The following is a 20,374-nucleotide window of genomic DNA, read 5'->3' on the forward strand; positions in this document are numbered from 1 at the left end:
CTCCTTCTGGGGGATGCCGGTTTGGCGGTGGTTGCGGCGCTTCGCGCCGCGCGGGTGATGAATGGGGGGGTGTCAGGGAGGAGGGGGTGCTGTGTCGCGCGCGGCCTGCTGTTCCTGCAGTTCGCGCCACATCACCTTGCCGCTGCCCGAGCGGGGCAGCGCCTCCACAAATTCCACGGTGCGCGGGCTTTTGTAGGCGGCCATGTGGCCGTGCGCCCAGTCGATCACGTCTTGTTCGGTCACCTGGCCGCGGTGTTCGGGCCGCAGCACCACGAGGGCCTTGACGCTCTCGCCGCGCCGCGCATCGCGCACGCCGATCACACAGGCTTCCTGGATGGCGGGGTGGTGGTACATGAGCGCTTCCACCTCGGCCGGCCAGACCTTGTAGCCGCTCGCGTTGATCATGCGTTTCAAGCGGTCGGTCATGAAAAAGTAGCCGTCCTCGTCCACGTGGCCGAGGTCGCCGGTGCGCAGGAAGCGTTGACCGTCGATGTTGATGAAAGCGTCTTGCGTGGCCTTGGGATTGCGCCAGTAGCCCTGCATGATTTGCGGGCCGTGCACCACGATCTCGCCGGTCTCGCCCGGCGGCAGCGTGGCCAGCGTGTCGGGGTCGACCACGCGCGCGTCCACGTCAAACACCGGCATGCCCAGGCACTGGCGCTTGGGTCGGTGCGTGGGGTTGATGTGGGTGGCGGCCATGGTTTCGGACATGCCGTAACCCTCGATGTAGTCCTGCCCGGTGAGGGCCTTCAGGCGCGCAGCCAGCGCCTCGGGCATGGCCGCGCCGCCGCCGCGCACGCAGCGCAGGCTGGTGAGGTCGAAGCGGTCGAGCTGCGGGTGCGCGAGGAAGTCGATCACCATGGTGCTGATGGCTTGCCACATGGTCACGCGGTAGCGCTGCATGCAGATGGCCGCCGTTTCGCGGTCCCAGCGCGCGAGCACCACGATGGTGGCGCCCACGTACAGCGGCCCGTTCAGGCTGCCGGTGAGGCCGGTGACGTGAAAGAACGGCAGCACCGAGAGGCAGACCGCGTCTGACGCAGTGCCGAACCAGCGCACCCCGCCCACCAGCGTGCTCATCACGCTGCGGTGGGTGTGCATACAGCCCTTGGGCAGGCCGGTGGTGCCCGAGGTGTAGGGCATGGCGCAGAGGTCGTCGGGGCCGGTGGTGAGCGGCCCGGGGTTCCGTTCAGCAGCGATCGCGTCGGCCCAGGCGACCAGCCCGGGTTCGGTGAAGGGCTGGCGCGGCGCAGCTACGAAGTCGGGCACCGCAAGGTCGGTGGGCACGCGCAGGTGATCGCTGTAGGTGGCCACGACGGCATGGCGCAGACCGTTGTCGTTGGCCGTCAGCAATGGCCGCACTTGCGGCAGCAGGTCTTGCGCCACCAGCGCCACGTGTGCACCGCTGTCGGTGACGCAGTGGCGGAGTTCTTCGGTGCGGTTCATCGGGTTCACCGGCACGACCACCGCGCCCGCGCGCAGGATGGCGTAAAACGCCAGCGCCCACTGCGGGCTGTTCTGCATGCAAAGCAACACCCGGTCGCCCGGTTGCACGCCGCACACCTGCTGCAGGTGGCCGGCGAGGTGTTCGGTCTCGCGCAGAAAGGCAGCGTAGGTGAGCACCGTGTCGTAGAACACGATGAAGGGCTTGTCGGGGTAGCGCCGTGCCGACACCTCCAGGTTGTAGAAGACGTGCGTCTGCGGCAGCGCGAGGTGCTGCGGCAGGCCGGGTGGCCAGTGGGCCGGGGTAAGGGACTTCATGCAGAGGTGATGCGGAAGAAGCGCTTAAATTCCGCTGGGCGGAAAACAACGGGAGCGCGGTCAATATACGGCCCTGCCAGGGTCTGTGTAAACGCTGATCAGGGAAAGCGAGCATGCCAGGCGGCCTGGAATCACCCAAGAATTCCGTTCTGCGGAATACAAGCCCAACCCGGGCGCCACATATTCCGATCTGCAGAAAACAGGACCACGACCATGGGACGCCAGCGCCAGACAGCCCCCACCCCGCTCACCGAGGCCGATCCGGCCGACGACCGCCGCTTCGTGACCGCACTCGCGCGCGGCCTCGCGGTGTTGCGCTGCTTCTCCCCGGCCGACCGCTGGCTGGCACACGCGGAACTGGCACGGCGCACCGGCCTGCCGCAGGCCACCGTCTCGCGCCTCACCTTCACGCTCACCAGCCTTGGCTATTTGCGCCACCGCGCGGCCACCGGCGAGTACGCGCTGAGCCCGGCAGTGCTGTCGCTGGGCTTCAGCGTGTTGTCCAACTTCCAGGTCGGGCGCATCGCGCGGCCGTTCATGGAAACACTGGCCGAACACACCCAGGCCGCCATTTCACTGGGCGTGCGGCACGACACCTCGGTGGTCTACGTTGCGCACTGCCGCAGCACGGCGCGGCTCATCCTCGGGCTCGATGTGGGCACGCGCCTGCCGTTTGCCGAGACCGCCATGGGCCGTGCCATCTGGTGCTCCGCCTCGCCGGGCATGCAGGCCGTGGTGGCGCGGCGCCTGCAAGCGCAAGACCCCGAGCGCTGGCCCGCGCGCGAGGCCGGGCTGCAGCGCGCCGAGGCCGACTGGGCCAAGCGCGGTTACGCGGTGTCCGAGTCGGAATGGGAGAGCGAGATCGCCGCCATCGGCGTGGGCCTGGACCTGGGCGACGGCCGCGAGCCGTTGGCGCTCACCGTGGGCGGGCCGGCGTCGCGGTTGCAGGGCGCCTTGCTGCACCAAGACTTTGGCCCGGCGCTGGTGAAAACCGGGCGCGAGATCGTGGCGGCCATTCAGGCGGCGGGTTGGGAGGACTGAGCTCGATTCAGGCGGGCGGTTTACCTGGGTCGCCCGGCGTCAATCCACCGCTGCGTCATGCCCCGCACGAGGTTGTAGCGGGCGCAGTTGTAGGGCTCCAGGTGGTCCAGTTCGGTGTTCGCAATGGCGCGCAACGCCACCAGGTCGGCGGCGTCGACGGGTACCTCTGACCATGCGCCGTCCAGCGTCCGGCCGTGCAGCACGACGAGCTGCATCAGCTCATTCAGGGCCTGTCGGTACCGGGCTCGAAGCGGGTCGGGCACCGCCAGGGAGGCGCGCAGCACGCTGTATTTCTGGATCGAGCGGCGGTAGATGAATTCAAACAGCTCCACTGCCGCGGCAACGTTGCGCTGCTCGTAGACGCCGAGCATGGCTGTCGCATAGTCCGTGCGCTCCACGTCCAGAAAAGACAGCGGCGCGCAGTTGTGCAGCAGGAGCGGCATGTTGGCGCTCAGACGGCTCGTGCGCTTGTTGCCGTCTGCAAAAGGTTGCAGGTAGGCCACGTTGACCCACAGGAAAAATGCGGCTTCCACCGGGTTTCGGATGTGGCGCGCCTTGTCGATGATGGACTTCAGCGTTTCTTCCAGCAGCGAGGGAATGTTGCTCGGGGAATAGACAGAGCCGTCGATGTTCACCAAACGTCGGCGGATGCTGCCAATGTCCCGCGAGTCCTTCAAGAGGTCCTTCATCAACTTGGCCTGCAGGTCAACGATGACGGGCACGGTCATGCCCTCTGTCGGCACAGCGTCGACCATGAACTCGATGGCGCTCTTGTGGTTGAGCAGCATCAGGGTGTCTTCGTCCAGCGGGCCTGCTTGCTCCCCGAGCTCGAAGAGGGCCTTGGTGTCGAGCAGGCTCTTGTTGTTGCCCTCCAGGCGCGATGACGACCAGGACAGGTCGATGAGCAACTGCTCCAGAACCTCGCGGGCATAGGTGCCCGCGGGTTGCTGGTCCCGGCCACGGCCGGCGTTGAACAGGTCCGCGGCCAGCGGCGGCGGCAGCAGGCTGGACTGGTTCGGGATGTAGTTGCCCACGAAACCGCTGTCATAGCCCACCGGGGTGCGCGTTCCCAGCGGCGCGCGAAGCGTGTCGACCAAGGGCAGGGCAGCCGGCGACCATTGCAGCAGGCCGGGCCCGGCTCGCGCGGGGGAGGCCGAAGCCAGCGCCCCCAGGGCGGCCCTGCCCGCGTCTGTGGCCACGTAGCGGGTGGACCGGCCGGCCCCCAGCTTCTCCAGGAATCCAGAGGCCAGGAGGTCGCGCAAGGCCCGGTTGATGGTGGGGCGGGAGACTTGGAGGGACTGCTCCAGCGCGCCGGGCTGCACGGGCTCCCCGGCGGCAAGGACCTGGTGCAGCAACGACGCGTGACGGGGCAACAGCTGGGGGGCGGTCATGGCGCAGGGAACCGTGTCAGCGGAATAGGTAGGGGCTGTAATCTTGTCACGGTGACAAGGATAAGCCGGAATCTTGTCGTTTTGAATGTTTATGACAAGATTTAAAGGCTTTTGACAAGAAAAAAGCGCCCAAGCCGAAGACTGGGGCGCTTTTTTGAAGTCGTCAGCGTTGCGCGGAGCGCAAGCGCCACATACCGGTCAGTGCACGACCTGGGCCAGTTCGCCCTTGGCGTACTTGGCGGCCACCACCTGGAGCGATTCGCCCTTGATCTTGCTGGCCTGACCTTCGCAGCCGAACTCGATGTAGCGCTGCTTGCAGATCGCCTTGGCGGCTTCGCGCGCGGGCTTGAGCCATTCGCGGGCGTCGAACTTCTCGGGGTTCTCGGCCAGGAACTTGCGCACCGCGGCCGTCATGGCCAGGCGGATGTCGGTGTCGATGTTGATCTTGCGCACGCCGAACTGGATCGCTTTCTGGATCTCCTCGACCGGCACGCCGTAGGTTTCCTTGATCTTGCCGCCGTACTGGTTGATCACGGCCAGCAGGTCTTGCGGCACCGAGCTGGAGCCGTGCATCACCAGGTGGGTGTTGGGCAGGCGGCGGTTGATTTCCTGGATGCGGTCGATCGCCAGGATGTCGCCGGTGGGCTTGCGGGTGAACTTGTAGGCGCCGTGGCTGGTGCCGATGGCAATGGCCAGGGCGTCGAGCTGGGTGCGCTTCACAAAGTCGGCGGCCTGCTCGGGGTCGGTCAGCAGCTGTTCGCGCGTCATCACCGCGTCGGTGCCGTGGCCGTCTTCCTTGTCACCCTGCATGGTCTCCAGGCTGCCCAGGCAACCCAGTTCGCCCTCAACCGTCACGCCCAGCTTGTGGGCCATGTCGACCACCTTGCGGGTCACGTCCACGTTGTATTCGTAGCTGGCAATCGTCTTGCCGTCGCCTTCCAGGCTGCCGTCCATCATCACCGAGCTGAAGCCCAGGTCGATCGCGCCGCGGCACACGTCCGGGTTCTGGCCGTGGTCCTGGTGCATCACCAGCGGGATGTGCGGGTAGGACTCCACAGCCGCCTGGATCAGGTGCTTGATGAAGGGCTCGCCGGCGTATTTGCGTGCCCCGGCGCTGGCCTGCAGGATCACCGGCGCGCCGGCTTCGTGGGCTGCAGCCATCACGGCCTGCACCTGTTCGAGGTTGTTGACGTTGAACGCTGGAATGCCGTAGCCGTGGATGGCGGCGTGGTCGAGCAGTTCGCGCATGGAAACGAGCGCCATGAGAATCCCCTAAGTCAGTTGGTAACCGGTATGTAACCCGCGATTTTACGGCGCGTGCTGCACCCGGCCGAAAGACTTCAGGCCGGGTGCAGCTGCAGGAAGCCGCTGAGGCGGTCGAGCACGGGCGCCAGGCCGCGCAGCGGTGGTGCCATGGCGCCGATCAGCGTGACGTGGTTGACGCGGTCGAAGACTTCCAGCTCCACCGGTGTTCCGCGCTGCCGCAGGGCCTGTGCCAGGGCCAGCGTGTTGCGCTGGGGGTTCACCGCCGAGTCGCTCTTGGCCGCCAGCAACAGCACGCGGTGTTTCAAACCTGTGCCGGCAGGCGCGTGAAAGAGCGGCTGCGAACTGGCGGGCGTATTGGGCCAGTTGAAGGCCAGCTGCACTTCGGGAATGCCGATGGGCAAAAAGTCGTAGGGGCCCGCCAGGCCGGCCCAGCCGGCGAGTTCGTCCGCCTGCATGTCGACTTCGGTCAGCCAGCGCGCGTCCAGCGCGAGCATGGCCGCGTTGTAGGCGCCCGCGCTGTGGCCGCTCACGAACAGGCGCGAGCGCGAGGCACCCAGGCGCTGCGCGTTGTCGCGTGCCCATCGCACCGCGAGCGCGCAGTCCTGCAAAAACACCGGGTAGCGCACCTCGGGGCTCAGGCGGTAGTCGGCGATCACGGTGACGATGCCGCGCGAGGCCAGCGCTTCGCCCACGAACTTGTAGTCGGCTCGCTCGCCGCTGCTCCAGCTGCCGCCGTAGAAGAACACCGCGATCGGCGCGTCGGGCGCTTTGTCCACCGGCAGGTACACGTCCATGCGCTGGCGCTCGGCGCTGCCGTAGGCCTCGCCGCGCAGCACCGTGTGGGTGTTTGACGGCACGGTGGCGTTGATCAGGCGGATCGGCGAGCAGGCCTGCAGCAAAGGCGCCAGGCCGAGCAGGGTGAGCCAGCGGCGGCGGGCTGGTGGCGATGGAGGAACGGGTTGCGGAAAAGTCATCCCAAGGGTACGCAGCCGTTGCGCTCGCAGATTCAACTGGCGCGGCAGATTTTCAGGGTGTTCGTGCCGCCCGGCTGGCCCATGGGCTCGCCCACGGTGATGGCGTACACGTCGCCGCTGTGCACGATGCCGCGCTTCTTGAGGTGGGCCTCGGCGTCGGCCAGCGCAGTGTCGCGGTCGGCGCTGGTGTCCATCAGCAGCGGGCGCACGTTGCGGTAGAGCGTCATGCGGCGCTGGGTCGAGAGGTTGGAGGTCACCGCGTAGATCGGCATGCGCACGTTGTGGCGGCTCATCCACAGGGCAGTCGAGCCCGAGTCGGTCAGCGCGACGATGGCCTTGGCGCCGAGGTGGTGAGCGGTGAACAGCGCGCCCATGGCGATCGACTGGTCGATGCGCTTGAAGGTCTTGCCGGTGAAATCGGCGCCGAGTTCGCTGTACTCGGCCTTTTCGGCTTCCTGGCAGATGTTGGCCATCTCCATCACCGTCTCCAGCGGGTATTTGCCGGCGGCGGTTTCGGCGCTGAGCATCACCGCGTCGGTGCCGTCGAGCACCGCGTTGGCCACGTCGCTCACCTCGGCGCGCGTGGGCACCGGGTTGACGATCATGGACTCCATCATCTGCGTGGCGGTGATCACCACCTTGTCCATTTCGCGCGCCATTTTGATCATGTGCTTCTGCAGGCCGGGCACCGCCGCGTTGCCCACCTCCACCGCCAGATCGCCGCGCGCGACCATGATGCCGTCGGACACTTTCAGGATGTTGGCGAGTTCGGGAATCGCCTCGGCGCGTTCGATCTTCGCAATCAGCGCGGGCTTGTGGCCCTCGGCCGCACCGGCCACGTTGCACAGCTGGCGCGCCAGCTCCATGTCGGTCGCGTTCTTCGGGAAACTCACCGCCACGTAGTCGGCCTTCAGGCCCATGGCGGTCTTGATGTCGTCCATGTCCTTGGCGGTCAGCGCCGGTGCGGTGAGACCGCCGCCCTGTTTGTTGATGCCTTTGTTGTTCGAGAGCTCGCCGCCGAGCTTCACCGTGGTGTGCACCGCCAGGCCCACCACCTTGTCGATGGTCAGCACGATCAGGCCGTCGTTGAGCAGCAGGGTGTCGCCGGCTTTCACGTCGCGCGGCAGTTCCTTGTAGTCCAGGCCCACGCCTTCGAGGTTGCCGGGTTCGGTGCGCGAGGCGTCGAGCACGAATTTCTCGCCCGGCACCAGCATCACCTTGCCCTCGGCGAATTTGCCCACGCGGATCTTGGGGCCCTGCAGATCGGCCATGATGCCGACCTCGCGGCCGGCCCGCTGGGCCGCAGCGCGCACCAGCGTGGCGCGGTCGATGTGGTCCTGCGCGGTGCCGTGGGAGAAGTTGAGACGGACCACGTTCACGCCCGCGCGGATCATGGCTTCGAGCAAAGCCGGGTCGCTGGAAGCGGGGCCGAGGGTGGCAACGATCTTGGTGGCGCGCATGGGCATGAACTGTGTCTCCTGTCGGTGGATGGTTGGGCTTGTGTGCGCCCGGGTGTAATTTGGTTTCAATTATCTGTGAAACGAGTTACATGGCTGCGACAGCCGCAGACCCTCACCTTTGCTGGTCAAAGCCGGTTGTTGCGCACCGGCGCCTGGCCGCTGTAGTCCAGCCGCACGAAAGTGCCGTCCTCGACGACCAGATGCACCACGGTGCGCCGGAAATTCCACTGCCGGTCGATCGTCACCGATGAGGTGGCGCCTCGGCTTTTGGTGCTCATTTCCAGCCCGTAGCGCGAGCGCAGCGAGGTGGTGAGGCGCTGGGCCAGTGCGCGGGCTTGGTCGGCCGAGCCGGCATTGGCCAGCAGCGTGATGCGCTGCAATTGCTCGGCCTGGAACACGAACGACACCTTGAACGTTGCCCCGGCGAGCTCGAAGGCCGGGATCTCCAGCTGCACGCCGTCGCTGTTCGATGCGGGCGCCTGCACCTCGGGCAGCAGCGCGCGCACCTCGGCCGGCGTGGCGCCCACGGGCACGCCTTGCCAGAGCGCTTGCGCCGATGCGCCCGCGGTGAAGAGAAGACAGATCCAGCAGAGCACAAGTTTTTTCATATGTGACGTGAGACCCGGTGCGGGCAGCAAAGTTGTCTGGGCAGTAGACCAAAGATCACAACGGACTCGCAGACCCAAGAAGTATCGTATTTCGATGCTGGATGGCAATCGGAGATCTACCGGAACAGGATGTTGCGCCTCATGGCGGGGCGGCGCCCCACCATCGCGCCACCTTCAACAACCGCAAAGGTTTTTTCATGGCTTCGAACCGATCTCCCCTCATCGTGATGCGCGACACCCGCGCCTGGCAATTCCAGGTCTGGGCTTCGTTCGGCGTGGCGGTCTTTCTCTGCGCCACCGGCCTCGCGTATCTGCCGGGTCAGGCGCTGGACCGGGCCTTCATGGTGATGGGTTATGTGTTCTGTCTGTCCACCGTGTTCGTGCTGTCCAAGGCGGTGCGCGACAGCCACCAGGCAGCGCTTTCGGGTGTACCGGAGACACCGATGTGGCGCCTGGTGGTGTGGGGCGGTTTTGCCGTGGCCATGGGTCTGACCGGCTGGGGCCTGTTGCGCATGGAGATCAACGACACCTACCGCGCCTACCTCGGCGTGAGCTGGCTGTACCTCGTGACCTCGGCTTTCACGCTGGCCAAGACGCTGCGCGACCGCCATGAAGCCGATCTGAGCGAGGCCCGCGCGCGCGGCGAGATGGCGGGTCGCCAGCAGGCGTTGCACGAACGCGCTGCCGCTGCCGAATGACCACCCATTCACGTTTCTCCAGGAGCTTGAACATGAACTCGATCCGTTTTTCCTGGCGTGGCCTGACCACCGCAGTGGCCATGACCTTGGCGCTGACGACCAGCCCGGCCCGCGCGCAGAGCGAGGTGTCGGTGGCACTGTCGGCGTTGCCTGTGGCCTCGGTGGTCGGGGCCGCGTCGGTCGGCGCGGCGGCGGTGAGTGTGGTGCCGGTGGCGTTTTCGGTGGCCGGGGCCGTGCTGGTGGTGAAGGCGGTGGAGGTCACGGCCAGCGGCACGGTCTATGTGCTGGAGCGGGTGTCGGATGGCGCGCGCGCCAGCGTGCAGGTTTCGGGCCGTGCGGCGTCGGCTGTGTCCGTGGGTGTGGGCACGGCGGTGATGGTGAGCGTGATCGGCACCGGGGTGCTGCTCTCGGCGGCGGGCGAGGTGCTGGCCTTCATTCCGAACGAGCTGGGCCGTGCGCTGTTGCACAACGAGCGCATCACGCACTGAGGAGTGGCTATGACGCATTCGTCTTTGTGGCGTTGGTGGGCGGGGCTCGCCGCCTGGGCACTGCTGGCCGCACCCGCCGCACACGCAGGCCGCTCGTGTGACGCCCGACCGCTCACCGCCCGCAGCATCGAACAAGGCATGAACCTCGCGCTGCGCACTGCGCAAGCGCTCGACGCCGAGCACGCCCGCAGCGGCGCGCGGGTGGTGGTGCTGGCCCGCGCCGGGCAAGACCTGAGCAAGTACCGACTGCGCTATTCGCACCTGGGCTGGGCCTACAAAACCGCCGAAGGCCCGTGGCGCGTGCTGCACAAGCTCAACAGTTGCGGCTCGGCCGAGGGCGCGCTGTACCGCCAGGGTCTGGGCGAGTTTTTCCTCGACGACCTCTGGCGCTTTGAAGCCGCGTGGATGGTGCCCGCGCCCGCGCTGCAGGCGCCGCTGCACGCCGTGCTCACCGACCCGGCGCGCGGCACCACTCTGCACACCCGGGCCTACAACATGCTGAGCTACCCTTGGGCCACGCGTTACCAGCAGTCCAACCAGTGGGCGCTGGAGACCCTGGCCTCGGCCGTCGAGCCGGGCGTGGCCAACCGCGAGCTGGCGCAGGCCTGGCTGCGCTTCAAGGGCTACCAGCCCACCACCTTGCAGTTGGGTGCACTCACCCGGCTGGGTGCGCGCGTGAGCTCGGCCCACATCGCGTTCGACGACCATCCGAACGAAAAGCGGTTTGCCGACCGCATCGAGACGGTCACGGTGGATTCGGCGTTTGGGTGGCTGGAGCGCGCGGGTCTGGCTGGGCCGGTTCAGCGGCTGGTGCCTTGACCGCGTTCTTCACCCAGCAGTGGCCACAAGGCCCACAGCCCCAACGCCGGACCCAGCGCCAGCCACGGCAACAGCGCGCCCAGCGCCACCGTCTCGGCCAGCGACACAAACAGCAGGATGCTCACGATGGAGATCGCAAAGCCGATGCTGTTGGTGAGCGTGAGCACGCTGCCCACAGCCTGCGGCGGCGCGTTGCGCGCGGTGAGCGTGGAGAACTGAGGCGAGTCGCCCGAGACCGTGATGCCCCAGAGCACCAGCCAGGCGTAGAACAGGGCGTCGCCAGCGTCGATCATGACGAACGCAGCCAGGCAGCACAGACCGCTGATGGCCAGCTGCGTGCCCGCCACGCGCGCGCTGCCCCAGCGCTGCGCCACCCAGCCGCCGCCCGCGCAGCCGATCACGCCCGCGCCGAGCACGCAGAACGCCGCCCACGACAGCGCCGCGCCCTGCAGGCGTGTGGCCAGCACCAGCGGCACCATCACCCACATGGTGTAGAGCTCCCACATGTGGCCGAAGTAACCCAGCACCGAACTGCGCACGCGCGCATCGGTCCACAGCGTGGCCAATGCGCGCCACTGCAGCACCGTCACCCGGGCCTGCGCATGCGGCGGGTCGCTGGTGCCGAAAAACAGCAGCAGGCCGCCGACGGCTGCCAGTGCGGCCACACCGAGCATCAGCGTGGGCCAGGGCAGGGCGCCACCGAGCGCGCGCAGCGCGTGTGCGCTGGCCGAGCCCAGCACCAGCGCCCCGATCAGCAAGCCGAGCGCGCCACCCAGGCCACGCGTGTACCACTGCGCCGCGATCTTCATGCCCACCGGGTAGATGCCCGCTAGGAAGAAGCCGGTGGCAAAACGCCAGACCAGCAGCGCCGAGTAGTCGCGCACCATCCACCACGCCCCCACGGTACAGGCCGCACCCGCCAGCGCACACACCAGGAACACGCGGCGCGGCGCAAACCGGTCGGCAATGGCCAGCAGTGCAAACACCAGCGTGCCCAGGATGAAGCCGAACTGCAGCGCCGAGGTGAGCGTGCCCACCGCACTGGTGGGCCAGCCCAGTTCACGCTGCAGGTCGGGCATCACCGCGTTGACCGCGAACCACAGCGAGGTGCCTAGGAACTGGGCGAGGACCAGGATGGGCAGGATGTGGCGGGGGACGGTGTGGGTCATCTCGGTGCTGGTTGGGTTTCAGCAGCGCCGTTGAAATCGGCGGGCTGTTGCGACTGTATCGGCAGGGTCTGCGCCCGCACCGCCCATCGGCGACTCTGTGCTTGCATTGCATGTGCAATACACTGCGTGCATGAAAACCGCCACCCTTCCCCCCGTCCGCGTCGCGCCCGATTTCCGGCAGGAACTCGAAGGCGTTCTGGAGCAAGGCGAAACGCTGTCGCAATTCGTCGAGAGTGCTGTTCGCAGCGTGGTTGAAAAACGCAAGCACCAGGCCGAGTTCGTGCGCCGTGGCATCAAAGCCATCCAGGACACCCAAAGCGCCTGCACCGGCATCCCCGCCGAGCAGGTGGTTGCCCGGCTTGAAGCCCGGTTGAAGGCCGCCCGCCAGGCCAAGTCACAGCGAAGCTGATGGCCTTCAAGGTCACATTCAGCGAAGCGGCCGCACAAGACCTGGAAGAGCTGTTCGACTTCGCGCTGCAGCGCGAGCTGGACAGCGACACCGGCGACCTCGACGTGCCGGCCCGGGCGTTGCAGGCCATCAAGGACGGCATGGCCTTTCTGGAAACCTCACCCTTTGCCTGCCGCAAAGCGGGCAACAGTCCTTTTGTGCGCGAGCTCGTCATCCCGTTTGGCCGCTCGGGCTATGTCGCGCTGTTCGAGATCGTGGACGGCACCAGCGTGATCGTGGGCGCGGTGCGCCATCAGCGGGAAGACGACTACCACTGACCCCGCGACTGCGAGCCGGCTGGGCTCACACCCCCCGTGCCCGATCCGCCTTGAACTGCGCCTGGAATGCACCGAACGTGCCCGCGTCCAGCGCCTCGCGCACCTCGCGCATGAGGTTCAGGTAGTAATGCAGGTTGTGGATGGTGGCCAGCATGGGGCCGAGCATTTCGCCGCAGCGGTCGAGGTGGTGCAGGTAGGCGCGGCTGAAGCCGTCGCGTCCGCCCTGGTCCCAGCTCACACCGCTCTTGCCGGCGCAGGCGTGGCAGGTGCAGGTGGTGTCCAGCGGCTGGTGGTCGGTCTTGTGGCGCGCGTTGCGGATCTTCAAATCGCCAAAACGCGTGAACAGCGTGCCGTTGCGCGCATTGCGCGTGGGCATGACGCAGTCGAACATGTCCACGCCGTCGGCCACGCCCTGCACCAGGTCTTCGGGCGTGCCCACGCCCATGAGGTAACGCGGTTTGTGGGCCGGCAGGCGGTGCGGCGTGTGCGCCATGATCTGCAGCATCTGCTCTTTGGGTTCACCCACGCTCACACCGCCGATGGCGTAGCCGGGGAAGTTCATGTCCACCAATGCGTCCAGCGACTCCTGGCGCAGGTGCTCGAACATGCCGCCCTGCACGATGCCGAAGAGCGCGTTGGGGTTCTCCAGCCGAGCGAATTCGTCTTGCGAGCGCTTGGCCCAACGCAGGCTCATCTCCATGCTCTTGCGGGCTTCCGCTTCGGTGGTGAGGTGGCCGTTGGTCTCGTAGGGCGTGCACTCGTCGAGCTGCATCACGATGTCGCTGTTCAGCCCGGTCTGGATGTCCATGCTGACCTCGGGCGACATGAAGAGCTTGTCGCCGTTCACGGGGCTGGCGAAGGTCACGCCTTCTTCGGTGATCTTGCGCATGGCACCAAGCGACCAGACCTGGAAGCCACCCGAGTCGGTGAGGATGGGCTTGTGCCACTGCTCGAAGCCGTGCAGGCCGCCAAAGCTGTTCATCACCTCGCGGCCCGGGCGCATCCAGAGGTGGAAGGTGTTGCCCAGGATGATCTGCGCGCCCATGTCGTGCAGGCTCTGCGGCATCACGCCCTTGACGGTGCCGTAGGTGCCCACCGGCATGAAGATGGGGGTCTGCACCACGCCGTGGTTGAGCGTGAGCTGGGCGCGGCGCGCGTGGCTGGTGGGGTCGGTCTTGAGGACTTCAAACTGCAGCATCGGGGTTCCTTGAAAGCAGCATGGCATCGCCATAGCTGAAGAAGCGGTAGCGTTGTGCGATGGCGTGGGCGTAGAGCGCGCGGATGGGGTCGAAACCGGCGAAGGCGCTGACCAGCATCATCAGCGTGGACTGGGGCAGGTGGAAGTTGGTGACCATCAGGTCGACCACCTGGAACGCAAACCCCGGCGTGATGAAGATGTTGGTGTCGCCTTCGGTCTCGCCCGAGCGCGCCCAGCTTTCCAGCGTGCGCACGGTGGTGGTGCCCACGGCCACCACGCGGCCGCCGCGAGCGCGGCAGTCGGCTATTGAGCGCAGCGTTTCGGGCGGAATCGCGTAACGCTCGTGGTGCATCACATGGTCTTCGATGCGGCCGGCCTTCATGGGCGCAAACGTGCCCGCACCCACGTGCAGCGTGACGCTGGCGCGCCGCACGCCGCGCGCGTCCAGCGCAGCCAGCACGGCCTCGTCGAAATGCAGCGCGGCGGTGGGCGCGGCCACTGCGCCGGGCACGCGCGCGAACACCGTCTGGTAGCGGCGCTCGTTGTCGGCTTCGTCGCTGTGGGTGATGTAGGGCGGCAGCGGCACATGGCCGTGGCGCGCCATCAGCTCGTAGGGCGTTTCACCGGCCGGGCCGTGCAGGCGAAAGCGGAACAGCTGGCCGTGTTCGTCGGGCCAGCGGCCGATGAAGACGGCGTCAAACCCACCGCCGCGCAGGCCACCGGCCATGTGCAGATAGCCGCCGACCTGCGGCTTTTTGCTCACGCGCAGGTGGGCCACCACCTCGTGGACGGTGCCGTCGCTGGACTCGGTCGGCAGCAGCACGCGCTCGATCAGCATCTCCAGCTGGCCGCCGCTGGCCTTCTGGCCGAACAGCCGTGCCTTGACGACCTGCGTGTCGTTGAACACCAGCAGGTCGCCGTCTTTCAACAGGTCGGGCAGTTCGCGAAAGATGCGGTCCACCGGCGTGGCGCCGGTGCCGTCAAGCAGGCGCGAGGCGCTGCGCTCGGGCGCGGGGTGCTGGGCGATCAGCTCGGGGGGAAGGTGGAAATCGAAGTCGGCCACCGTGAAGGCGCGCGCGACGGGTTCAGGAGAAGAGGTCATGCTGCTTGAGGGCTGGACGAAGCCCGTGCCAAGTGAAAAAGAAAGGTGAGGGGAAGCGGGCAGAATTGTCCCATGCCCGACGCCACCCCCGCCCGCAAGCCGCTCTCTGCCCCGCAGAAGGCCTTGCACCGGCTGGGGCTGGTGCGCGACATCGATCTGGCGCTGCACCTGCCACTGCGTTACGAGGACGAAACCCGCATCGTCACGCTGCGTGGCGCACGCGACGGACAACTGGCGCAGATCGAGGGCACGGTGACCCACAGCGAGATCACGCAGCGCCCGCGCCGCCAACTGCTGGTGACGCTGGACGACGGCACCGACACCTGCACGCTGCGTTTCTTCACCTTCTACCCGGCGCACCAGAAAACCCTCGCGGTGGGCGAACGGGTGCGCGTGCGCGGCGAGCTGCGCGGCGGCTTTCTGGGCTGGACCATGGTGCACCCGGCGTTTCATGCGGCGGGTGGTGAATTGCCCGACGCGCTCACGCCGGTTTACCCCACCAGTGCGCAGCTGCCGCAAGCGTATTTGCGCAAGGTGGTGGCCAGCGGCCTGCGCCGTGCCGATCTCGGCGAGAACCTGCCACCCGCGTTGCTGGGTGGCCTGAACGCCTTGGTGCGCGGCACCTGGACGCTGCGCGATGCGCTGCAGTTTCTGCACCACCCCGGCGCCGACGTGTCGCTGGACGCACTCGAAGACCGCAGCCACCCGGCCTGGCAGCGTCTCAAGGCCGAGGAGTTGCTGGCGCAGCAGCTCTCGCAGTTCACCGCGCGGCAGGAGCGCGCCGCGTTGAGTGCGCCGGCCCTGCGCGCCCAGCCGGGCGGCCTGCACGAACAACTGCTCGGCGTGTTGCCGTTCGCGCTCACCAACGCGCAGCGCCGCGTGGGTGAAGAGATCGCGCGCGACCTCATGCGCCAGATTCCCATGCACCGCCTGCTGCAGGGCGACGTGGGTTCGGGCAAGACGGTGGTGGCCGCGCTGGCCGCGGCGATTGCCATCGACGCGGGCTGGCAGTGCGCACTGATGGCGCCCACCGAAATATTGGCGGAGCAGCATTTCGCCAAGCTCATCGGCTGGCTGGAGCCGCTGCTCGCGCCACTGGGCAAACGCGTGGCCTGGCTCACCGGCAGCCAGAAGAAAAAGCAGCGCAGCGAGATGCTCGCGCTGATTGCGAGCGGCGAGGCCGCGCTGGTGGTGGGCACGCACGCCGTCATTCAGGACCAGGTGGTGTTCAAGAACCTGGCGCTGGCGATCATTGACGAGCAGCACCGGTTTGGCGTGGCGCAGCGGCTGGCGCTGCGGGGGAAGATGGGCGCTGGATTGGCGGGGGGTGAACCCCACCTGCTCATGATGACCGCGACGCCGATTCCAAGAACGCTCGCCATGAGCTACTACGCCGACCTCGACGTCTCCACCATCGACGAACTGCCGCCCGGGCGCACGCCCATCGTCACCAAGGTGGTGGCCGACAACCGCCGCGCCGAGGTGATCGAGCGCATCCGCTCGCAAGTGGCGCAGGGCCGACAGGTGTACTGGGTGTGTCCACTGATCGAGGAGAGCGAGGCGCTGGACTTGTCGAATGCGACGGCCACACACGCTGAGTTGAGTGAATCGCTGCCCGGCGTGCTCGTGGGCCTGCTGCACTCGCGCATGCCGGTGGCGGAGAAGAAGGCGGTCATGTCGCTGTTCACTGGCGGCCAAATGGGTGTGCTGGTGTCCACCACCGTGATCGAGGTGGGTGTGGACGTGCCCAATGCTTCGCTGATGGTGATCGAACACGCCGAGCGTTTTGGCCTGAGCCAGTTGCACCAGCTGCGCGGGCGCGTGGGGCGCGGCGCGGCAGCGTCGGCCTGCGTGCTGCTCTACACACCGCCCGACAGCGGCCGCCTGGGCGAGACCGCGCGCGAACGATTGAAAGCCATGGCCGAGACCAACGACGGTTTCGAGATCGCCCGGCGCGACCTGGAGATTCGCGGCCCGGGCGAGTTTCTGGGCGCGCGCCAGTCGGGTGCGCCGCTGCTGCGTTTTGCCGATCTCGCCACCGACACGCACCTGCTCGAATGGGCCCGGCAGGCTGCACCGGTGATGCTGGCCGAGTACCCGCAGCAGGCCGAAAAACACATCGCCCGCTGGCTGGGCGGCAAAGCCGAGTTTCTCAAGGCGTGAAGTCGACCGGAGCGCGTGCCTTCATCAAGCACACGCCGTGGAACCGGCTTTGCTGGGCCACTGGCGTGGTCCCCAGGGGGGAAGACGCGAAGCGGCGCAGGGGGGCACAATAGGTTTATGACCCTGACCGAACTCAAATACATCGTGGCCGTGGCGCGCGAGAAGCACTTTGGCAAGGCCGCCGAGGCCTGCTTCGTTTCGCAGCCCACGCTGTCGGTGGCCATCAAGAAACTCGAAGAGGAGCTGGAGCTCAAGATCTTCGAGCGCAACGCCAACGAGATCAGCGTGACGCCCCTGGGCGAAGAGATCGTGCGCCAGGCCCAGACCGTGCTGGAGCAGGCCGCCGCCATCAAGGAGATCGCCAAGCGCGGCAAAGACCCGCTGGCCGGCCCGCTCAGGCTGGGCGTGATCTACACCATCGGTCCGTATTTGCTGCCCGATCTGGTGCGCAACGTCATCGACCGCACGCCCCAGATGCCGCTCATGCTGCAAGAGAACTTCACGGTGAAGCTGCTGGAGCAGTTGCGTCTGGGCGAGATCGATTGCGCCATCCTGGCCGAGCCCTTCCCCGATGCCAACCTGGCCATCGCGCCGCTGTACGACGAGCCCTTTCTGGCCGCCGTGCCGCACACGCATGCGCTGGCCAGACAAGGCCACATCACCAACGAAGAGCTCAAGCGCGAGACCATGCTGCTGCTGGGCACCGGCCATTGTTTCCGCGACCACGTGCTGGAGGTCTGCCCCGAGTTCGCGCGTTTTTCCAACGACGCCGAGGGCATCCGCAAAAGCTTCGAGGGCTCGTCGCTGGAGACCATCAAACACATGGTGGCCGCCGGCATGGGCGTGACGCTGGTGCCGCGCCTCTCGGTCCCTTCGTCAGCGCTGGAAGGCCACGCCACACCGGGGCAGGACTTTGGCGACTCGTCGTATGTGCGCTACCTGCCGTTCAAGGGCGAGGCGCCCACGCGGCGCGTGGTGCTGGCCTGGCGGCGCAGCTTCACGCGGTACGAGGCCATTGCCGAGCTGCGCAACGCCATCTACGCCTGCGAACTTCCGGGCGTCAAACGCCTCTCTTGATTCTTTGATTTTTCAACCATTCCACAGGAGTTCTTCATGGCCAAGACCGCCAGCAAAACCACCGCGCCCAGCATCAACATCGGCATCAACGACAAAGACCGTGCAGCCATTGCCAAAGGCCTGTCCAAGCTGCTGGCCGACACCTACACGCTGTACCTGACCACGCACAACTTCCACTGGAACGTGACCGGTCCCATGTTCAATTCGCTGCACGACATGTTCATGGCGCAGTACACCGAACTCTGGACCGCCGTGGACCCGGTGGCCGAGCGCATCCGTTCGCTGGGCCACGCCGCGCCCGGCAGCTACGCGCAGTTCAGCAAGCTCAGCTCGGTGCCCGACGCGCCGGCCACGCCCCCCAAGGCCATGGAGATGGTGCGCATCCTCGTGCAGGGCCACGAAGCCGTGGCGCGCACGGCGCGTGAGCTGTTCCCCGTGGTTGACAAGGCGGGCGACGAGCCCACGGCCGATCTGCTGACGCAGCGCCTCACCGTGCACGAGCAGACCGCCTGGATGCTGCGCTCCATTCTTGAGGAGTGATCTTTCGATCATGGTCGCTGCGACGTCTCCCGGGCCTTCGCGCCTCGCGCTGTACCTGGACCTGATCCGCTGGAACCGCCCGGCGGGCTGGCTGCTGTTGCTCTGGCCCTCGTTGTCCGCGTTGTGGGTGGCAGCGGGCGGCTTCCCCGGATGGCACCTGCTCACCGTGTTCGTGCTCGGCACCATCCTCATGCGCAGCGCCGGCTGCTGCGTGAACGACGTGGCCGACCGCGAGTTCGACAAACACGTGAAGCGCACCGCGCAGCGCCCGGTGACCTCGGGCAAGGTGTCCACCCGCGAAGCGCTGGCCGTGGGCGCGGTGTTGGCCTTGGTGGCGTTTGCGCTGGTGCTCACCACCAACACGCTGACCGTGCTGATGTCGTTCGCGGCACTCGCCATCACGCTGGCCTACCCGTACGCCAAGCGTTATGTGTCCATGCCGCAGGCCGTGCTGGGCGTGGCTTTCAGCTTCGGCGTGCCCATGGCGTTTGCCGCCGTGCAGGCGCAGGTGCCGCCGCTGGCCTGGGTGCTGCTGCTGGGCAACCTGTTCTGGGTGCTGGCCTACGACACCGAGTACGCCATGGTGGACCGCGACGACGATCTGCGCATCGGCATGAAAACCTCGGCCATCACCCTGGGCGCGTACGACGTACCGGCGGTCACCGCGTTCTACCTGGTGTTCCTCGCGGTCTGGACGGCAGCGCTGTGGACCGTGGTGAACCCCTGGGTGTGGGGCGCCATGCTGGTGGTGGCGCTGGCGCAGGTGGTGTGGCACTTCCAGCTCATCAAGGACCGCAGCCGCGACGGCTGCTTCAAGGCCTTTCGGCTGAATCACTGGTTGGGGTTCACCGTGTTCTTGGGCGTGGTGCTCGGCTTGGTTTGATTGAGCTGCGTTTCGGTCGTGGTGTTACTTCGGCCCACGGACGCGGCGTGCCCTGCTCCGCGGGTGTCCCCCGACGGCTGGTGCCGTCTCCTCCTTTACCCCGCTGCGCAGGGCACACCGCCTCCGTGGGCGGGGTAGCGGTTGGGCGCGCCGCCAGCGGGCTTTTGCGCAGTAGGACGGCGGCTGGCGGCCGCACGAGCAAGGCCTCCCGGGACGAAGTACTCAAGCGCGTGGAACTCCCCTACGGTGGGGTACTTTCGCGGGTTCACTTCTGTTCGGGCTCACGCTCCGAAGTACGACCAGTCGGAACTTCAAGGTTGCTTCCGATGCTAGTTTGTTGACGTGTGCGTTGACTCAAGGGTCTGACACCCTTCAGCGCTCCGTCTCCGAAAGTAGTTCTCCCTACAGCGGGCGGATGGGTTCGATGCGTCCAAGCGAATGCGATGTCTGAGCTCCCACATTTTTCGCAGACGTTTTTCCGTCCGGTGTTGCGCATGAAGGTGTAGATGGGACCCGGGAGCATCAACAGAAGAAAGGGCAGCTTAAGAACCCCCAGCCCGTTGAAGATCGGCCAGTTCATCACAACCGGGACGGACAGTGTCAAACCCCAAAGTAGCAATTCGACAACCAAGGAACCCGGGGTGTGCAGGACTGGCTTACCGGCATGCCCACAGGCCTTGCAAGACCGAGGAGCGCGGAACACCACAAAGTAGGCCACCGCAAGCAACCCTGCGAATACCACCCCAGAAAGCAGTTCGCGTAGTTCCTCGCTCATGGCGAGATACGCCGTTCACTGGCCGCCAACGTGCACGCTTTTCTCATTTTTCCTCCCGTTGTGTCGAGCGCAATGTAGCAGGCTCCAAGCCAGCTTGGGTGGTAAAGGGCGTACGAAATCGGCCGGTTTCGGACCCCATCCCCAACGTCGCCTCAGGGCCCCTTCCGGTCTTCGCTCACCACACCCGCTCGCGGATGCCGGGTGCACTGGGCAGCGGCCTAAAGGAGGTGGCGGC

General features: G+C 66.8%; 19 protein-coding genes. 10 read left to right on the forward strand and 9 right to left on the reverse strand.

From position 1 onward, the window contains the following. Positions 1-72: 72 nt before the first annotated feature. The gene (locus tag ACN4F8_RS01315) at positions 73-1,761 is read right to left on the reverse strand and encodes a long-chain fatty acid--CoA ligase (protein WP_419471920.1); all 1,689 of its coding nucleotides are present in this window, start codon (positions 1,759-1,761) and stop codon (positions 73-75) included. Positions 1,762-1,974: 213 nt separating this feature from the next. Here ACN4F8_RS01315 and ACN4F8_RS01320 point away from each other — a divergent pair, with 213 nt between their 5' ends. Beyond that, a complete protein-coding gene (locus ACN4F8_RS01320; RefSeq protein ID WP_419471921.1) occupies positions 1,975-2,802 on the forward strand; it encodes an IclR family transcriptional regulator in 828 nt (275 codons plus the stop codon). Between the two features lie 20 nt (positions 2,803-2,822). Here ACN4F8_RS01320 and ACN4F8_RS01325 read toward each other — a convergent pair whose 3' ends face one another. The 5 genes from ACN4F8_RS01325 to ACN4F8_RS01345 all read right to left on the reverse strand — a co-directional run bounded on the left by ACN4F8_RS01325 (position 2,823) and on the right by ACN4F8_RS01345 (position 8,501). After that, the gene (locus ACN4F8_RS01325) at positions 2,823-4,193 is read right to left on the reverse strand and encodes a Fic family protein (protein ID WP_419471922.1); all 1,371 of its coding nucleotides are present in this window, start codon (positions 4,191-4,193) and stop codon (positions 2,823-2,825) included. 198 nt (positions 4,194-4,391) lie between these two features. Next, entirely contained in the window at positions 4,392-5,456 is a 1,065-nt protein-coding gene (gene fba, locus ACN4F8_RS01330) for a class II fructose-bisphosphate aldolase (protein WP_322272145.1), read from the reverse strand. Between the two features lie 77 nt (positions 5,457-5,533). Continuing rightward, positions 5,534-6,433 (reverse strand): alpha/beta hydrolase, encoded by a 900-nt coding sequence (locus ACN4F8_RS01335; RefSeq protein ID WP_419471923.1) that lies wholly within the window; start codon positions 6,431-6,433, stop codon positions 5,534-5,536. Between the two features lie 32 nt (positions 6,434-6,465). After that, the gene (gene pyk / locus ACN4F8_RS01340; protein ID WP_419471924.1) at positions 6,466-7,899 is read right to left on the reverse strand and encodes a pyruvate kinase; all 1,434 of its coding nucleotides are present in this window, start codon (positions 7,897-7,899) and stop codon (positions 6,466-6,468) included. Positions 7,900-8,018: 119 nt separating this feature from the next. Beyond that, positions 8,019-8,501, reverse strand: a complete 483-nt coding sequence (locus ACN4F8_RS01345) for a hypothetical protein (RefSeq protein ID WP_419471925.1) — start codon at positions 8,499-8,501, stop codon at positions 8,019-8,021. A gap of 197 nt (positions 8,502-8,698) precedes the next feature. On the opposite strand from ACN4F8_RS01345, the gene ACN4F8_RS01350 reads away from it, so the two are divergent. From ACN4F8_RS01350 to ACN4F8_RS01360, 3 genes are read left to right on the forward strand one after another with little or no spacing between them, the layout of a single operon-like run. Then, complete coding sequence (locus ACN4F8_RS01350) at positions 8,699-9,199, forward strand: YiaA/YiaB family inner membrane protein (protein WP_419471926.1); 501 nt, start codon at positions 8,699-8,701, stop codon at positions 9,197-9,199. Positions 9,200-9,231: 32 nt separating this feature from the next. Continuing rightward, positions 9,232-9,687 carry a hypothetical protein gene (locus ACN4F8_RS01355; protein WP_419471927.1) on the forward strand — a complete coding sequence of 152 codons (456 nt, stop codon included), beginning with the start codon at positions 9,232-9,234 and terminating at the stop codon, positions 9,685-9,687. Between the two features lie 9 nt (positions 9,688-9,696). Beyond that, a complete protein-coding gene (locus tag ACN4F8_RS01360) occupies positions 9,697-10,506 on the forward strand; it encodes a DUF2145 domain-containing protein (RefSeq protein WP_419471928.1) in 810 nt (269 codons plus the stop codon). Here ACN4F8_RS01360 and ACN4F8_RS01365 read toward each other — a convergent pair. Continuing rightward, positions 10,488-11,675: an MFS transporter gene (locus tag ACN4F8_RS01365; protein ID WP_419471929.1), complete on the reverse strand. Its 1,188-nt coding sequence runs from the start codon at positions 11,673-11,675 to the stop codon at positions 10,488-10,490. The two genes, ACN4F8_RS01360 and ACN4F8_RS01365, sit on opposite strands and share 19 nt — an antisense overlap. Positions 11,676-11,805: 130 nt before the next feature. Here ACN4F8_RS01365 and ACN4F8_RS01370 point away from each other — a divergent pair, with 130 nt between their 5' ends. Together ACN4F8_RS01370 and ACN4F8_RS01375 are read left to right on the forward strand one after the other, a co-directional pair. Next, positions 11,806-12,084, forward strand: coding sequence for a YlcI/YnfO family protein (locus ACN4F8_RS01370; RefSeq protein WP_419471930.1), 279 nt, complete (start codon positions 11,806-11,808; stop codon positions 12,082-12,084). Next, entirely contained in the window at positions 12,084-12,401 is a 318-nt protein-coding gene (locus tag ACN4F8_RS01375) for a type II toxin-antitoxin system RelE/ParE family toxin (RefSeq protein WP_419471931.1), read from the forward strand. Before ACN4F8_RS01370 ends, ACN4F8_RS01375 begins: the two co-directional genes overlap by 1 nt. Positions 12,402-12,426: 25 nt before the next feature. Here the strand turns inward: ACN4F8_RS01375 and tgt are convergent, their stop codons facing one another. Then, a complete protein-coding gene (gene tgt, locus ACN4F8_RS01380) occupies positions 12,427-13,599 on the reverse strand; it encodes a tRNA guanosine(34) transglycosylase Tgt (RefSeq protein WP_419471932.1) in 1,173 nt (390 codons plus the stop codon). After that, a complete protein-coding gene (queA, locus tag ACN4F8_RS01385; RefSeq protein ID WP_419471933.1) occupies positions 13,586-14,701 on the reverse strand; it encodes a tRNA preQ1(34) S-adenosylmethionine ribosyltransferase-isomerase QueA in 1,116 nt (371 codons plus the stop codon). The genes tgt and queA overlap by 14 nt, the downstream gene beginning before the upstream one ends. A gap of 72 nt (positions 14,702-14,773) precedes the next feature. Between queA and recG the strand changes: the two genes are divergently transcribed. From recG to ubiA, 4 genes are all read left to right on the forward strand, one after another. Beyond that, positions 14,774-16,864 carry an ATP-dependent DNA helicase RecG gene (gene recG, locus ACN4F8_RS01390; protein ID WP_419471934.1) on the forward strand — a complete coding sequence of 697 codons (2,091 nt, stop codon included), beginning with the start codon at positions 14,774-14,776 and terminating at the stop codon, positions 16,862-16,864. Positions 16,865-16,981: 117 nt separating this feature from the next. Continuing rightward, positions 16,982-17,941 carry a hydrogen peroxide-inducible genes activator gene (locus ACN4F8_RS01395; RefSeq protein ID WP_419471935.1) on the forward strand — a complete coding sequence of 320 codons (960 nt, stop codon included), beginning with the start codon at positions 16,982-16,984 and terminating at the stop codon, positions 17,939-17,941. A 36-nt stretch (positions 17,942-17,977) separates the two neighbouring features. Next, positions 17,978-18,481, forward strand: coding sequence for a Dps family protein (locus ACN4F8_RS01400; RefSeq protein WP_419471936.1), 504 nt, complete (start codon positions 17,978-17,980; stop codon positions 18,479-18,481). A gap of 10 nt (positions 18,482-18,491) precedes the next feature. Beyond that, complete coding sequence (gene ubiA, locus ACN4F8_RS01405) at positions 18,492-19,364, forward strand: 4-hydroxybenzoate octaprenyltransferase (protein WP_419471937.1); 873 nt, start codon at positions 18,492-18,494, stop codon at positions 19,362-19,364. Positions 19,365-20,374: the final 1,010 nt, after the last annotated feature.

This window comes from Hydrogenophaga sp. (assembly GCF_048549895.1).
Classification (GTDB): Bacteria; Pseudomonadota; Gammaproteobacteria; order Burkholderiales; family Burkholderiaceae_C; genus Hydrogenophaga.

Bases quoted from the DNA above. Each gene is read 5' to 3' on its own strand.
- ACN4F8_RS01315 (WP_419471920.1), bottom strand. From the start codon at position 1,761: ATGAAGTCCCTTACCCCGGCCCACTGGCCACCCGGCCTGCCGCAGCAC.
- ACN4F8_RS01320 (WP_419471921.1), top strand. From the start codon at position 1,975: ATGGGACGCCAGCGCCAGACAGCCCCCACCCCGCTCACCGAGGCCGAT.
- ACN4F8_RS01325 (WP_419471922.1), bottom strand. From the start codon at position 4,193: ATGACCGCCCCCCAGCTGTTGCCCCGTCACGCGTCGTTGCTGCACCAG.
- fba (WP_322272145.1), bottom strand. From the start codon at position 5,456: ATGGCGCTCGTTTCCATGCGCGAACTGCTCGACCACGCCGCCATCCAC.
- ACN4F8_RS01335 (WP_419471923.1), bottom strand. From the start codon at position 6,433: ATGACTTTTCCGCAACCCGTTCCTCCATCGCCACCAGCCCGCCGCCGC.
- pyk (WP_419471924.1), bottom strand. From the start codon at position 7,899: ATGCCCATGCGCGCCACCAAGATCGTTGCCACCCTCGGCCCCGCTTCC.
- ACN4F8_RS01345 (WP_419471925.1), bottom strand. From the start codon at position 8,501: ATGAAAAAACTTGTGCTCTGCTGGATCTGTCTTCTCTTCACCGCGGGC.
- ACN4F8_RS01350 (WP_419471926.1), top strand. From the start codon at position 8,699: ATGGCTTCGAACCGATCTCCCCTCATCGTGATGCGCGACACCCGCGCC.
- ACN4F8_RS01355 (WP_419471927.1), top strand. From the start codon at position 9,232: ATGAACTCGATCCGTTTTTCCTGGCGTGGCCTGACCACCGCAGTGGCC.
- ACN4F8_RS01360 (WP_419471928.1), top strand. From the start codon at position 9,697: ATGACGCATTCGTCTTTGTGGCGTTGGTGGGCGGGGCTCGCCGCCTGG.
- ACN4F8_RS01365 (WP_419471929.1), bottom strand. From the start codon at position 11,675: ATGACCCACACCGTCCCCCGCCACATCCTGCCCATCCTGGTCCTCGCC.
- ACN4F8_RS01370 (WP_419471930.1), top strand. From the start codon at position 11,806: ATGAAAACCGCCACCCTTCCCCCCGTCCGCGTCGCGCCCGATTTCCGG.
- ACN4F8_RS01375 (WP_419471931.1), top strand. From the start codon at position 12,084: ATGGCCTTCAAGGTCACATTCAGCGAAGCGGCCGCACAAGACCTGGAA.
- tgt (WP_419471932.1), bottom strand. From the start codon at position 13,599: ATGCTGCAGTTTGAAGTCCTCAAGACCGACCCCACCAGCCACGCGCGC.
- queA (WP_419471933.1), bottom strand. From the start codon at position 14,701: ATGACCTCTTCTCCTGAACCCGTCGCGCGCGCCTTCACGGTGGCCGAC.
- recG (WP_419471934.1), top strand. From the start codon at position 14,774: ATGCCCGACGCCACCCCCGCCCGCAAGCCGCTCTCTGCCCCGCAGAAG.
- ACN4F8_RS01395 (WP_419471935.1), top strand. From the start codon at position 16,982: ATGACCCTGACCGAACTCAAATACATCGTGGCCGTGGCGCGCGAGAAG.
- ACN4F8_RS01400 (WP_419471936.1), top strand. From the start codon at position 17,978: ATGGCCAAGACCGCCAGCAAAACCACCGCGCCCAGCATCAACATCGGC.
- ubiA (WP_419471937.1), top strand. From the start codon at position 18,492: ATGGTCGCTGCGACGTCTCCCGGGCCTTCGCGCCTCGCGCTGTACCTG.